The following is a 14,720-nucleotide window of genomic DNA, read 5'->3' on the forward strand; positions in this document are numbered from 1 at the left end:
GTCCATGCTGAAGTCTGGAGCGGGCAATACAGCGTATGTTGATTAGCCGGATAGACGTTCGACGACCTGCCATCGGCCAGATAGAGGCCACCCGGTGAGCGCGGCAGGAGCCGCCGCAGCCCAATCCGGCAAGGCGCAGAACGGCGCAGCCGAAGCCATCCATGTCGAAAACCTGCACAAGAAATTCGGCCAGTTGCACGTGCTGAAAGGCGTTTCGCTGTCGGCGCGCGACGGCGAGGTGGTCGCCGTCATCGGCGGATCCGGTTCCGGCAAGTCGACGCTGTTGCGCTGCATCAACTGCCTGGAGAACCCGACCAGCGGCATCATCCGGGTCAATGGCGAGGAGATCAAGCTCAAGGCCGACAGCCACGGCCACACCGTTCCGGCCGACCGCAGGCAAATCGAGCGGATCCGCTCCCGGCTCGGCATGGTGTTCCAGAATTTCAACCTGTGGAGCCACATGACGCTGATCGAGAACGTCATCGAGGTTCCGGTGCATGTGCTCGGCGTCAAACGCGGCGAAGCGATCGCCCAGGCCGAGAAGCTGCTCGCCCGCGTCGGGCTGGCGGAAAAGCGCGACGTCTATCCGGCCTTCCTGTCCGGCGGCCAGCAGCAGCGGGCCGCGATCGCCCGCGCGCTGGCGATCAATCCGCGCGTCATGCTGTTCGACGAACCGACTTCCGCGCTCGATCCCGAGCTGGTCGGCGAGGTGCTGAAAGTCATCGGCGACCTGGCGCGCGAGGGGCGCACCATGGTGCTGGTGACCCATGAAATGAAGTTCGCCCGCGAGGTCGCGACGCATGTCGTCTATCTCTACAACGGGCTGGTCGAGGAAGAAGGTCCGCCGGAACAACTGTTCGGCGCGCCCAAATCCGAAAGGCTCAAGCAATTCCTCCGCAATGTCGGCTAGGTGCCGGCATCAAGCGGAGCGAAAAACCGGGAACAACAACAAACTGGGAGTCCTGACATGAAGACTGTTCTGAAGACATTCGCCGCCGCGCTGCTTCTTGGCGTCGCGGCGATGGGCGGCGTGGCCAAGGCCGAGCAGGTCAAGATCGGCGTCGCCGCCGAACCCTACCCGCCCTTCACCTCGCCCGATGCCAGCGGCAAATGGGTGGGCTGGGAGATCGACTTCGTCGACGCCGTCTGCGCCGAAGAGAAACTCGACTGCGTCATCACGCCGGTTGCCTGGGACGGCATCATCCCGGCGCTGACGACGAAGAAGATCGACGCCATCGTCTCCTCGATGTCGATCACCGCCGAGCGCGAGAAGACGATCGACTTCTCGGACAAGTACTATAACACCCCGACCGCGATCATCGGACCGAAGGACCAGAAGTTCGGCGCCACGCCGGACGACCTCAAGGGCAAGGTGATCGGCGTCCAGGTCTCGACCGTGCATGCCGTGTACGCCAAGAAGCATTTCACCGGGGCGCAGGAGATCAAGGAATACCAGACCCAGGATGAGGCCAACCAGGATCTGGCCGCCGGCCGTATCGACGCGGTGCAGGCCGACTCGATCGCGCTCGGCGAATTCCTGAAGTCGGACCAGGGCAAGGCCTGCTGCGACCTGAAGGGAATGGTGGCCCCGGACGATGCGGTGCTTGGACCGGGCGTCGGCGCCGGTATCCGCAAGGAAGACACCGCGCTCAAGGAAAAATTCAACGCCGGCATCAAGGCGATCCGCGCCAACGGCAAATATGACGAGATCTCGAAGAAGTATTTCGACTTCGACATCTATGGCGGCGCCACGCAGTCGAACTGAGTCCTCTTGCAATGAGTGAGGGCATGGCGTCCGCGCCATGCCCGACCTTGCCACGCATGCGCGCCGCCGACCTTGCCGTCGGTGGCTTGCCAGCAATCCGGGGGCGAAGCTGATCGACGTCTTTCTTCCGGCCTCCGCGGCCGGCATCATGGAACTCCTGTCGCCCGTGGCGCCCGGCTGGGGCGGCACGCTGCTGGTCGGCCTTCTGCATTCGATCGAGATCGCCATCGGCGCCACCTGCCTCGGCCTCATGATCGGCACCGCCGGCGCCTTCGGCAAGCTCTATGGCGGCCCGGTGACGCGCGACCTGCTCGCGGTCTACACGACCGTCGTGCGCGCCGTGCCGGAACTGGTGCTGATCCTGCTGCTCTATTACGCCGGCACCGACCTCATCAACCAGGTGCTGACGGCGATCGGCTACAGCCGTGTCGACATCAGCGGGCTCGCGGCCGGCATTTTCGTGCTGGGTTTCGTCCAGGGCGCCTATTCGACCGAAGTCATCCGCGGTGCCATCCTCGCCATCCCGCAAGGCCAGATCGAGGCCGCCCGCGCCTACGGGATGTCGCCAGGCCTGATGCTGCGACGCATCACTGTGCCGGCGATGCTGCCCTTCGCCATCCCCGGCCTCGCCAATCTGTGGCTCATCGCCACCAAGGACACCGCGCTGCTTGCCGTCGTCGGTTTCTTCGAGCTCACCCTTGCAACGCGCCAGGCGGCCGGCGTGACCAAGGCCTACCTTCTTTTCTATCTTGCGGCCGGCGCGCTCTATCTCGCGCTCTCGCTGTTCTCCAACCTGATCATCGGCCGCGTCGAGGCCTGGTCGCGGCGCGGCATGCCCTCCGTCAGGGAGGCGCGCTGATGTCCGCCGAAGCCTCCGCGATCAACATGGCGGCGCGCGCCTCGATCTGGCTCAAACCCCACCGCATCGTGCTGATCCTGATCGCGCTGGCGCTGGTCTTCTGCGCCGCGTTCTTCATGCGCTGGGACTGGCTGCCGCAATATTGGGAAATGGGCCTGATGGGCATATGGCGGGCGCTTTGGATCCTCGCCGTCACCTGCGCGCTGGGCTTTGCGCTGGCCGTGCCGCTCGGGCTCGCCCAGGCAGGCGGACCGATCTGGTTCTCGGTACCGGCGAAGGTCTTCTGCACCATCATCCGGGGAACGCCGCTGCTCCTGCAGCTCTGGCTGCTCTATTACGGCCTCGGCTCGATCTTTCCGCAATATCCGTGGATCCGCGAATCCTGGCTTTGGCCGTATCTGCGGCAAGCCTGGCCGTATGGCGTGGTGGCGCTGACCTTCTCCTTCGCCGGCTATGAAGGTGAAGTGATGCGCGGCGCCTTCGCCGGCGTGCCGCGCGGACAGTTGGAGGCCGCCCGCGCGTTCGGCATGAGCCGCTGGAAAATCTTCCAGCGCATCTGGTTGCCGCAGGCCTTCTACCGTGCGCTGCCGACGCTGACCGGCGAAACCGTGCTGCAGTTGAAGTCGACCCCGCTGGTGGCGACGATCAGCGTCATCGATATCTTCGCCGTCTCCTCCAAGGTGCGCCAGGACACCTACCTGACCTATGAGCCTTTGCTGCTCTTGGCGCTGATCTATATGACGATCACCGGCATCCTGGTCTTCGTCTTCAGTCGGATCGAGGCTCGGATTCCGGTCAAGATCGGGTAGTAAGTAGTGAATGGTGAATGGCCATGGGGCTCGGCTTCCCATCACGCTGACTACTCACTACTGACTATTCACTATTCACCATTCACCAAGGCACCGCCAATGCAACTCACTCTCGACCAGGCAACAGGCCTATGCCGGATGGCGGCGCTCGGCGCCGGCGCCAACGAAGAAGCGGCGCAGTCATTGACCGCCTCGATCATCGCCGCGGAGGCCGAAGGCCTGTCGACGGTAGGGCTGTCGCATTTCATCGATTATCTGGAAGCGCTCGAAGCCGGCCGTATCGACGGCAACGCCGATCCGGCGATCACCCGACCGGCGCTCGCCGTCTATCTTTCGGATGCGCGCGGCGGACTTGCCCATACCGGCTTCGACCGCACGATCGACGATCTGGTCAAGGCGGCAAAACTGTTCGGCGTCTCGATCTTCTCGCAGAAGAACGCCTATACGTGCGGCGCGCTCGGCTATTTCACCGGGCGGCTGGCCGAACAGGGGCTGGTGTCCTTCGCCGCCACCAACGGGCCGGCGGTGCTTGCCGGCTCAGGTTCGGTCAAGCCGGTCTATTGCACCAATCCGATGTCCTTTGCGTCGCCGGCCGCCGACGGGCCGCCGCTGGTCATCGACCAGTCGTCGAGCGCGACCGCTTTCGTCAACATCCGCAAGGCGGCCGAGGACGGCAAGAAGATCCCCGAAGGCTGGGCGCTGGATGCCAGCGGCAACCCGACCACCGATCCGGCGGCGGCGATGAAGGGCGCCATGCTTGCCTTTGGCGGCCAGCGCGGCGCCAACATCGCCTTGATGGTCGAGGTGCTGGCCGCCGGCATTTCCGGCGCCAACTGGTCGCTCGACGCGCCCTGGTTCACCGGCGGGCAGGACAGCCCCGGCACCGGCCTGTTCGTTCTGGCCATCGAGCCCAAGCTGCTCGATCCGGATTTCGAGCAGCGTATGAAGGACCAGCTCGACCGGCTGCGGCGGCGCTACGGCGTGCATATCCCCGGCCGCTCCCGCGCCGAGGCCGCGGAGAAGGCAAAGGCGCGCGGCATCACCACGTCCAGGGCGGTGGTGCAGCGCATTTCGGAGTTCGCCGAGCGTTACTCGGCCTGAGCAAGCCGCGCCCCGCAACGAGGGCACGGTTTCTCTAGACGCGCGGCTGAACCTTTTCCCGCCCTGCAACGACCCATATCCGGCACCCCACGCCGCGAGCCGCCTGGTTGGCTCGTACGGCTCGCGGTTGGCGGCGCCGCGCCGGGCGTTCAGGGCGGGGCGGGCGTGCTTGCTTCACGCCACCTTGATACCGTCTCAGGTCAGGCCGCCTCGTTGGACCCTGTTTCGGCGCGGACTGCCCGGAAAACCCCGCTTCGGCGGGGTTTTCTGTTTTCTCCAAATGCGGTGGGGGCGGCATTCCGGACAAGTTCGAAAACAAGCCGACGGCGACTTCCGGTCGCTCTTTGCCTTTGGCGAGAAACGGATTAAGAAACGGCTTCAGCCAAGCATCCGCGCGGAGCCAGTCATGACCGAAATCCTGCAGACCCCCAAGCTCGTCGTCGTCTTCGGCGGCTCGGGTTTCGTCGGTCGCCATGTCGTGCGGGCGCTCGCCAAGCGCGGCTACCGCATCCGGGTCGCCTGCCGGCGACCCGACCTTGCCGGCCATGTGCAGCCGCTCGGCAATGTCGGCCAGATCCAGCCGGTGCAGGCCAATGTGCGCGTGCGCTGGTCGGTCGACCGCGCCGTGCAGGGCGCCGACCACGTCGTCAACCTGGTCGCCATCCTGCATGAGACCGGTCGCCAGAAATTCGGCGCCGTGCACGATTTCGGCGCCCGCGCCGTCGCCGAGGCCGCACGCTCGGTCGGCGCCGGCCTCACCCAGATCTCGGCGCTCGGCGCCGATCTCAATTCGCCGTCCAACTACGCTCGCACCAAGGCGCTAGGCGAAAAGGCGGTGTTCGAGACGATAGAGGATGCCGTCATCTTCCGGCCGTCGATCAATTTCGGACCAGAGGACAGCTTCTTCAACCGCTTCGCCGGCATGGCGCGCCTGTCGCCCATCCTGCCGCTGATCGGCGGCGGGCAAACGAAATACCAGCCGGTCTATGTCGGCGATGTCGCCGAAGCGATCGCGCGCTCGGTCGACGGCAAGGTCAAGGGCGGCCAGATCTACGAGCTCGGCGGCCCGCAGGTGCTGACCTTCAAGCAATGCATGGAAGAGCTGCTCGCGGTCATCGACCGCCGGCGGCTGCTGGTGCCGGTGCCGTGGTGGGTGGCGAACATCCAGGCGTCGATCCTGCAGCTGCTGCCCAATCCGCTCCTGACCAAGGACCAGGTGCTGCTGCTGCGCGAGCACAACGTGGTCTCGGACGAAGCCGCCAAGGCCGCCAGGACGCTTGCCGGCCTCGGCATCCAGCCGCAGGCGATCGCCACCATCCTGCCCAGCTATCTCTGGCGCTTCCGGGCCGCCGGCCAGTTCCAACAGCGCCGGCCGATCGCCGACCGTTAGAACAGTCTCTACGCCCGCCGGGAGACCTGCATCGGCAGGCCGCCTTGCGGCTGCGTGGTGAGTTTCTGTACCGGCCAAGGCCGGGTCTGAGATGTCGCATCGAAGCGGAAGCGCGACAACAGGATCGCCAGAGCGATGATCGCTTCCTGCATGGCGAAGCTGGCGCCGATGCAGACGCGCGGGCCGGCGCCGAAGGGCAGGTACTGGAAGCGGTCGATCCTGTCGCGGTTTTCCGGATGGAAGCGCTCGGGCAGGAAGGCGTCCGGCCTGTCCCAGAGCTTGCGGTGGCGATGCACCACCCAGGGCATCACCAGCACGGCGGCGTATTTCGGAATGTACAACCCGTTCCAGGTCTCCGGCTCGATCGGCTCGCGGTTGATCGAGGGCGCTGGCGGATAGAGCCTGAGCGCCTCCTCGAAAGCGGCGCGGGTAAGCGGCATGGCATCCAGCCACTTGGTCGGATCGGGCTCGCGCGCCAGCACGGCGTCGATTTCCCGCTCGACCTTGTCGCGCTCCCAGGGCGCCCCGGCGAGGCAATAGATCGTCCAGCCCAGCGCCCGCGCCGTCGTCTCGTGGCCGGCGCCGATGAAGGTGATGATGTTGTCCTCGACTTCGGCGCGCGTCAGCCCGTCCGGACCCTCGGCCTGCAGCAGAAGCGTGAGGAAATCCTGCGGCACGCCGTCGGGATCGCGCTTCATCCGATCCTCGCGCATCTTAACCGTGCCGGCGACGATGTTGCGGAAATAGGCCATGGTCTTGCGGCCGCGGATGCGGGTCAGCCGTGGCAGCCATTCCGGCGCGCGCAACAGGTCGAGCGGATCGACTCGGCCCATGGTCTCGAACAGGCGGTCGATCTCCCTGGCGAAGCTGCCCGGCTCGCCGGCGATCTCGCCGGAAAACAGCGTCTCGGCCAGAATGTCATAGGTGAGCAGCGTCATGTCGTGGGCGACATCGGTCGTGCCGCCGGCCTCGTAGCGGGTGACGAACTCCAGCGTGCGTCCCAGCATCGGCCCGGCGAAGCCGAAGATGTGGCGCGGCGTGAACACCGGCGCCATCGCCTTGCGCGAGCGCTTCCAGACCTCGCCCTCGGCGGTCAGCAGCCCGTCACGCAGGATCGGCCGCAGCACCAGCTGGCGCACGGTCGCCATCTTGTAGTTTTTGGCGTTGTCGATCAGCACATGGCGGATGAGGCCCGGATCGTTGGCGACCACCAGCGGCCCGCCGACGCCGGTCATCGAAATCCACGGCTCGTTGTAGGTGTGCTCGCCCCACAATTCGAGCGGATTGCGGTAGATGATGCGCATCATCTCCAGCGTCGAAGGCGGCTTCGTGCGCGGCGTTGGCGCCGGCGGCACGAAGGGGGCGGGCTTGGTGTCCATGAGGCATGCTCCGCTGACAGCGCCGAATGTAGTGTCCGACGAAGCGGACGTCCATGTGACCGACCAGCAGGTCCGCGACCATCCCCAATGTGGCCCGCGCCCAGCCAGCTTGCCGGTCCGTCGGCTCGGGGTAAATGAAAGGCTTCTCACCAAGCCGGCAAAATGGCCGCAAACCTTGGAAAAGCAGCCGTTTGCGCCTATATCTAGGACATCAAAACGGCGCGATTCGGGGCCATTTTTCCGCGCTGTATCAGCGGCATCAATCAGACAGGTTTTCATGAGCGACCAGACCGAAAGCGCCATTGGCGCGGAAGCCGAGTACGGCGCCGATTCCATCAAGGTTTTGAAGGGGTTGGACGCCGTGCGCAAGCGGCCGGGCATGTATATCGGCGACACCGATGACGGCTCGGGCCTGCATCACATGGTCTATGAGGTGGTGGACAACGCCATCGACGAGGCGCTGGCCGGCCACGCCGACCTCGTCTCGGTGACGCTCAACCCCGACGGTTCCGTCACCGTGATCGACAATGGCCGCGGCATTCCGACCGATATCCACTCCTCAGAGGGTGTTTCGGCGGCCGAAGTGATCATGACGCAGCTGCATGCGGGCGGCAAATTCGACCAGAACTCCTACAAGGTTTCCGGCGGCCTGCATGGCGTCGGCGTCTCGGTGGTCAACGCGCTTTCCGCCTGGCTGAAGCTCAAGATCCGCCGCAACGGCGAGATCTTCGAGATGAGCTTCACGCACGGCAATGCCGACGCGCCGCTGAAGGTGACCGGAAGCTACGAGCAGGACAAGCAGCCGGGCACCTATGAGGGCCGCAGCGGCAGCGAGATCACGTTCTTCCCGTCGGCCGAGACCTTCACCATGGTCGAGTTCGACTATGGCACGCTGGAACACCGGCTGCGCGAGCTTGCCTTCCTCAATTCCGGCGTGCGCATCGTGCTGACCGACGCGCGTCATGCCGACCTGGTGCGCCACGAGCTGCATTACGACGGCGGCCTGGAAGAGTTCGTCAAATATCTCGACCGGGTGAAGAAGCCGCTGATCGAGACGCCGATCGCCATCCGCGCCGAGCGCGACGGCATCACCGTCGAAGTCGCGATGTGGTGGAACGACAGCTACCACGAGAATGTGCTGGCCTTCACCAACAACATCCCGCAGCGCGACGGCGGCACGCATCTGGCGGGCTTCCGCGCGGCGCTGACCAGGCAGGTCACCGGTTACGGCGAATCTTCCGGCCAGACCAAGAAGGAAAAAGTCTCGCTGACCGGCGACGACTGCCGCGAGGGCCTGACCGCGGTGCTCTCGGTCAAGGTGCCGGACCCGAAATTCTCCTCGCAGACCAAGGACAAGCTGGTCTCGTCCGAGGTGCGCCCGGTCGTGGAAAGCCTGGTCAACGAGGCGCTGGGCACCTGGCTGGAAGAGCATCCGAGCGAAGGCAGGGTGGTGGTCGAGAAGGTGATCCAGGCGGCCGCCGCGCGCGAGGCCGCGCGCAAGGCGCGCGACATCACGCGCAAGAGCTCGCTCGGCGTCACCTCGCTGCCCGGCAAGCTCGCCGACTGCCAGGAGCGCGACCCGGCCAAGTCCGAAATCTTCATCGTCGAGGGTGACTCGGCCGGCGGCTCGGCCAAGGGCGGGCGCTCGCGCCAGAACCAGGCGATCCTGCCGCTGCGCGGCAAGATCCTCAATGTCGAGCGGGCGCGCTTCGACCGCATGCTCTCCTCCGACATGATCGGCACGCTGATCACCGCGCTCGGCACCTCGATCGGCAAGGACGAGTTCAACGCCGACAAGCTGCGCTACCACAAGATCATCCTGATGACGGACGCCGACGTCGACGGCGCCCACATCCGCACGCTGCTGCTCACCTTCTTCTTCCGGCAGATGCCAGAGCTGATCGAGCGCGGCCATCTCTACATCGCCCAGCCGCCGCTCTACAAAGTGACGCGGGGCAAGAGCTCGCAATACCTCAAGGACGAAAGCGCCTATGAGGAGTATCTGATCGGGTCCGGACTGGACGAGGCTTCGCTGACGCTCGCCTCCGGCGAGGTGCGGACAGGCCAGGATCTGCGCAGCGCCATCGACGACGCAATCGCCGTGCGCCAGCTGATCAACGGGCTGCACACGCGCTACAACCGCAGCGTCGTCGAGCAGGCGGCGATCGCCGGCGCCCTCAATGCAGACGTGCTTGCCGATCTCGGCCGCGCCAATGCGATGGCCGAGCGCGTCGCCGGGCGGCTCGACATGATCGCCGAAGAGACCGAGCGCGGCTGGACCGGGCGCCTGTCGGCCTCCAACGACGGCTCGGGCGGCTATGTGTTCGAGCGCACCGTGCGCGGCGTGAAGGACGTGGTGCAGCTCGATGCCGGGCTGATCGCCTCGGCCGATGCGCGCCAGCTCGACCGCTATGCCTCGCGACTGGCGGAAGTCTATGGCGAGCAGCCGACCTTGCGCCGCAAGGAAAGCTCCGAGCTGCTTTCGGGACCGCTGGCGCTGCTCAACGCAGTGTTCGCCACCGGCCGCAAGGGCCTGACCATGCAGCGCTACAAGGGCCTCGGCGAGATGAATGCCGAGCAGCTGTGGGAAACCACGCTCGATCCGAATGTGCGCTCGCTGCTGCAGGTCAAGGTCAACGACGCCACCGATGCCGATAGTCTGTTCTCGCGGCTGATGGGCGACGAGGTGGAGCCGCGGCGCGAGTTCATCCAGGACAATGCGCTGTCGGTGGCCAATCTGGATATTTGAGCCTCTGTGATCTGACCGATAAGTTTCGCTGTTGACCCATAAGTTTTGTCTTAGGGACTGCCGCAGCCTTGGAAGAGAAAGCTGTCTACCATCCTCTCCCGAGTGGGTCTGAAAAGTGATGTAGTCGCGAGCAGGTCATCCATCTTGGCATTTGGTGCCCAAGGCTCGTCGACGAAGCACCAGTCGATATGGAAAAATTCGCCGTCTCGGGACATCAGGATTCCCACACCGCGCTGGGTCTTCAAGTCGTACTTTGCCGCTTCGGTGAACATCGCCACCGCGTTGTTTCGCATCCGGAGACCGTCAGCGCCCGTTGCGGGCCATTCCAGATCCAAGCTTGCGATCATGAAGGCGCAGTCCGATTTCGGGAAGGCCAACCGGAAAGGTCTAATGGCCTCCCCCCTTTTGCTGGCGCTTAAGGATTTGACGAACCTGGTCTTTACCTCGCGCCACAAGCCTCTCGGGAGACGGGCAAACTCCTCCAAGATCCTGTAGTAATCCGTGCTCCCGTCCGGGTTCACGATCCTCGAATGGAGATCCCTCATGATGAACGTGAGGTCGAATGCATCGAGGTCCTGCACGAAGGCGCTCATATTCTCCCGCAATCCAGGCTCGGGCAGGTCCTTTTCCGACAGGAACGCGACCATGATGTCCGGTTCCTCGACAACGACCCCGTCATGCTCCAGTCGCGGGAGGACGTTCTCCCGATATTCCAAATACTGACGCACATCGTCGGGGACGCGGAGGGTTCTCAGGATCCCGAGATAGTCGTGCGCGGCCATGACATGAATGAACCCGGCTGTGGTCGAGACGTGGAATTTTGTCTTCCAGCAATCCTGAGGCAGCGAACGTCCGGCGAGGAAGACGACGATCTTCTTGATATCCTGTAAGTCGGCTCCTTTCACCACGATCTCGTGACTCTGCCCGTTCGTGAGACGGATTTCCTCGTTCTCGGAGAGGTACCGCAATGAATCCTTGATCTGGGAAGTTGCCTTCTTGAGAACCTTCCCTTGGAACCAGCGACGTTCAACATCCGGGTCCGCGGTCTCCTGGGACCGTTCCTTAAGCTGGAACAAGAGGGCCAATGAGCCGATCTTGACGATCCCGTCCGCCAATTCGACTTGCTGCTTCGGGCGAGGGAAGAATCTCGTCTGTGAGAACGTAAATTCCTTCCAGAATGTGGTGGCGTTAAGCTGAGCGGTGAATTCTTCGAGCGTCATCCGTCCAGCATAGATTGTCGGCAGATCGAGTTGAAGGGCACGAGCGACCTGCGCCACCGAGCCAACATCATATTCATCAGCCCGCCTTCCTGTCTGTGTCGTCGACAAATTTCAGCCGCGGCTGCTGCTCGATCATCTCTTTGAGGTCGGCCGCCGACAGCTTCCCCTTGGCAAGCAACGCCTCCGCGACCCTCTCCACTTCCATCCGTTCCCTTTCGACGATCCGCTTCGCCCGCTGGAACTGCTTCACCAGCAACTTGTCGATACGGGTCTGCAGGAAACGGTCGATCCGCAGCGCCGAGAACAGTTCCTCCTCGTCGTCGCCCGCCAGGTACGCGAAGCCATCGCCCAGACCGTAAGAGGCTTCGAAGGCCAGCGCCGAAAGCGTCGCGGTGTGGAGGTCGGACCCCCTGCCACCGCCGCCGCCTGCTGATCGCTCTCCGAGGATGACCTCCTCGGCCGCGATGCCGCCCAGCCTGACGGCGATGCCGTCGAGAAGTTGCGCGTGAGTGCGTTCCTTGATGCCCCTGTCCTTGAACAAGACCCCGCCGCCGTTCTGGAAAACCCCATCGTTCGGGACGATGGAGCATTCGACGGAGACGGAAACGATCTCGCCGGACCGGAGCGCAAGCGCGACGATGGCGTGTCCCGCCTCATGGACAGCCGCGCGGCGACGCATTTCCGGTGGGATCGGAATGGGAGACGGCAGCTCGGCGGACAGGTCTTCGAGAACCATCTCGCGCCGTCCACGACGTGCCCGCCGCCGTGCCTGGCGGACGAGCTGCTCGAGCGAGGCGCCGTTCCAGCCTTCAGTAGCCGTGGCGATGCCGGACAGGTCCGAATCCGGAAGTTGCCCTTGGAGATGCCAACGAAGGATACCCTCGCGCGCCTTGAGGTCCGGCAATGGAAGGCGGACGTGTCTGTCGAGACGGCCGGCCCGGACGAGCGCGGCGTCCAGCTGCTCTGGGTGATTGCAGGCCCCCACCACGATAACGCCTTCACGTCCCTCGGCGCCGTCGATGCATTCCAGCAACGCGGCCACCACCTCTGTGCTGTAGCGCGCGTTGTCACCTCGGAACTTCTCTCGGTCGCCGACGGCGTCGATCTCGTCGATGAAGACAATCGAAGGCGCGTTCTTGCGGGCTTCCTCGAAGGCGCCGCGCATGGCCTTCAACAGATCGCCGAGATGGCCCTTCGCCTGCCAGCGGCCCAGGGAGCCGAGGACGAGGTGAGCATCGCAGGTGCGAGCGAGCGCTCCCGCGAACGTCGTCTTGCCCGTGCCGGGCGGTCCGCTCAACAAGATGCCGCGATCGACGTCGGCCCAGCTGATCCGGCCCGCTCTCCAGTCTGCGAGATCGGTCGCCAGTTCGCGCCCCCATTCGCCCGCCTCGCCGAGGCCATGCAGGTCCGCAAGCGTCGGGGCCGACAGGTCCTTCGCCCTCGGGGCGGTCGCTTCCTCCATCAGCTTGATGGCTGCGGTGACGGGCCTGCCTCGACGTAGGGTGGCGACGATGATCGGCAGCGGGACCGTTGCGATGTACTCTGCCTGCTCCTGCGAAACCGTCAGAGACAGACAGAGTCTCGCAGCGGCGATGACGTGGCGGGGCATGACGGGACCGATCTGGACGATCCCGTCGGCGGCGAGCCGGAAGCGTTCCGGCACGCCGCTGGAATCCTCCGCGACGAGAACGATGCGTCGTTTGATGGAAAGCGCTTTCGAGAGCTCGATCTCGTCGGCGAGCTTCTTTCGGTCGGCAGTCCTTGCCGTAACCAGGGTGCCGTCGTCCCCGCCATAAATGATCGCGGGGCCGTGTGCTGCGTAGCGGGCGGCGTCCTCGTAGATGTCGATGTCGGTGCCGTCTGTGACCACAAGGCCGACGATGACGGGCTTCCCCAATCTGAACTGCGGAATGGAGCGGCATGCGCGCATGATCGAGCAGTAGGCAAGAAAGCGCGGAAAAGACTTCAGGAGCTTGCGCCGGAATTCGGCAGAGGCGCGGCTCCCGTCATCTTCGATGGTCTGGTAGCGGATCATTTCGACACCTCGGTCGTCCGTGCGGCAAGCCGGCACGGTCATGGAATTCGGAAAACTGACGGAGAAGGCGCGGTCAGGCGCCAGCAGCCGCGCATATGAGCGAGCGGATGCCTTGGGTCGTTGTCGTCTTGGATTTCCTGGAGGTGCGGGTCACGGTCTGGTCCTCGGTCATACGCATGCGAGCGCGGCCGCCGGAGGGGCGGTCGCGAAGTCGGGTCAGCGTATGAGGGCGAGGTGCAGGTACGTGATCATGGGCGCGAACGTATAGTGAACAAAAAGTTCGGCGTCAACTGGCCGGATGACGTCGATCGCGGGAGAGCTTAACCTGCGTGACGGCACTGCTGGTGGGCGATAATCCCGCTGGTGATGCATGGGCTGGCCGCCTCGTTGCCTCCCGACGATCAGCTGCAAGGCCGCCCTGAAAGACCGCGCGCAGGCTCGGCCGGACATCTCGATAGTCGATGTCCGCATGCCGGGCATGAGCGGGCTGCAGTTCCTGACGACGGCCCGCTCCCGCCGGGCTGCCGACGCCTGTGTCGCTGGCGGCCTCGCTCACGTCGTGGCCCGGGTCATGCCCGATAGAGACCTTTATCGCCCTTCCCGGAAACGCACCATGTTACCTGTGGGAACGGCTTGGTTAATGAGCGCCCTTGAACGATGAAAGGAAGGAATTCACATCTTAGGGGATAGAGCCGTGCGCTGTTCGGAGTAGTTGGCGAGCCAGTATTGGAGGATATTCTGCACGACAGTCGCTTTGTCGGAGATCTGATTGTTGGCATTGACGATATCGATTCTTCCACTCCGCATTACATAGGGATTGCCTTTGGGGTCGTTGAGGCTGACCTCGATGAAGTTCCAATATCGGCCGTCGGTGAAGATGCCGCGCAGGAACGGAGGCAGGAACGGTTTCTTCTTCCCGCTGAGCTGAACCAGCGTAAGCAGCTCGGAAAGCAGCTGCCATTGTCCATTCTCTCGCGTGGCATTGTCGGGTTTCAGCAAGTCCTTCTTGGCTTCGATGACGATCGAAGGGAAATAGATCGGCACCTTCTTCGCGGAGTCGATCGAGGAAATGAGATAATCGAGGCGCCCGTGACCGAGGCGTGCCGGATCGGCCGAGATGTTGTACTCGGTGGTAACGATGGCATTGCGGGAAGCGCCTATGAGCGCTTCGGCAATGAACAGGTCAATGAAGATCCGGCGCGCTGCTTCGGACTGGTCGAGATTGAAGCGGCTGCGGACGTTGTCGAGCTGTGCCCGGAAATGCCCGAGGTCATGCGTCCCCTGCCCCTTCGGCTCGGTGGCGGGCAGGAACTCTAGGCGACCGCTGTTATAGCCCAGTCCCGTAAACGCGGTGCCAATCAGGTTCTGGCTTGGGACAGTATTGTCGAAGTCGCTGAAGGCGACGCTCATGGC

At 64.2% G+C, this 14,720-nt stretch carries 11 protein-coding genes; 7 read left to right on the forward strand and 4 right to left on the reverse strand.

What is annotated here, in order from left to right; genetic code table 11:
- Nucleotides 1-94 precede the first annotated feature (94 nt).
- The 6 genes from FJ956_RS10310 (at nt 95) to FJ956_RS10335 (ending at nt 5,924) form a co-directional block, all read left to right on the forward strand.
- Nucleotides 95-910: an ABC transporter ATP-binding protein gene (locus tag FJ956_RS10310; protein WP_140683917.1), complete on the forward strand. Its 816-nt coding sequence runs from the start codon at nt 95-97 to the stop codon at nt 908-910.
- A gap of 57 nt (nt 911-967) precedes the next feature.
- Nucleotides 968-1,765: a transporter substrate-binding domain-containing protein gene (locus FJ956_RS10315; protein WP_140683920.1), complete on the forward strand. Its 798-nt coding sequence runs from the start codon at nt 968-970 to the stop codon at nt 1,763-1,765.
- Nucleotides 1,766-1,913: 148 nt separating this feature from the next.
- Nucleotides 1,914-2,624: an ABC transporter permease subunit gene (locus FJ956_RS10320; protein WP_181170374.1), complete on the forward strand. Its 711-nt coding sequence runs from the start codon at nt 1,914-1,916 to the stop codon at nt 2,622-2,624.
- Complete coding sequence (locus tag FJ956_RS10325; RefSeq protein WP_140683926.1) at nt 2,624-3,433, forward strand: ABC transporter permease; 810 nt, start codon at nt 2,624-2,626, stop codon at nt 3,431-3,433. Before FJ956_RS10320 ends, FJ956_RS10325 begins: the two co-directional genes overlap by 1 nt.
- Before the next feature lie 99 nt (nt 3,434-3,532).
- Complete coding sequence (locus FJ956_RS10330) at nt 3,533-4,534, forward strand: Ldh family oxidoreductase (protein WP_140683929.1); 1,002 nt, start codon at nt 3,533-3,535, stop codon at nt 4,532-4,534.
- A gap of 406 nt (nt 4,535-4,940) precedes the next feature.
- Entirely contained in the window at nt 4,941-5,924 is a 984-nt protein-coding gene (locus FJ956_RS10335; RefSeq protein ID WP_140683932.1) for a complex I NDUFA9 subunit family protein, read from the forward strand.
- A gap of 8 nt (nt 5,925-5,932) precedes the next feature.
- Here the strand turns inward: FJ956_RS10335 and FJ956_RS10340 are convergent, their stop codons facing one another.
- A complete protein-coding gene (locus tag FJ956_RS10340; protein ID WP_140683935.1) occupies nt 5,933-7,303 on the reverse strand; it encodes a cytochrome P450 in 1,371 nt (456 codons plus the stop codon).
- Between the two features lie 277 nt (nt 7,304-7,580).
- Between FJ956_RS10340 and gyrB the strand changes: the two genes are divergently transcribed.
- Entirely contained in the window at nt 7,581-10,052 is a 2,472-nt protein-coding gene (gyrB, locus tag FJ956_RS10345; protein WP_140683939.1) for a DNA topoisomerase (ATP-hydrolyzing) subunit B, read from the forward strand.
- 50 nt (nt 10,053-10,102) lie between these two features.
- Here gyrB and FJ956_RS10350 read toward each other — a convergent pair whose 3' ends face one another.
- From FJ956_RS10350 to FJ956_RS10365, 3 genes are all read right to left on the reverse strand, one after another.
- Nucleotides 10,103-11,272 (reverse strand): hypothetical protein, encoded by a 1,170-nt coding sequence (locus FJ956_RS10350; protein ID WP_140683942.1) that lies wholly within the window; start codon nt 11,270-11,272, stop codon nt 10,103-10,105.
- A gap of 76 nt (nt 11,273-11,348) precedes the next feature.
- Entirely contained in the window at nt 11,349-13,307 is a 1,959-nt protein-coding gene (locus FJ956_RS10355; RefSeq protein ID WP_181170371.1) for an AAA family ATPase, read from the reverse strand.
- A 672-nt stretch (nt 13,308-13,979) separates the two neighbouring features.
- The gene (locus tag FJ956_RS10365; RefSeq protein WP_140683949.1) at nt 13,980-14,717 is read right to left on the reverse strand and encodes a hypothetical protein; all 738 of its coding nucleotides are present in this window, start codon (nt 14,715-14,717) and stop codon (nt 13,980-13,982) included.
- Between the last annotated feature and the right edge of the window lie 3 nt (nt 14,718-14,720).

The sequence above is a fragment of the Mesorhizobium sp. B2-4-3 genome (genome assembly GCF_006442815.1).
Taxonomy (GTDB): domain Bacteria; phylum Pseudomonadota; class Alphaproteobacteria; order Rhizobiales; family Rhizobiaceae; genus Mesorhizobium.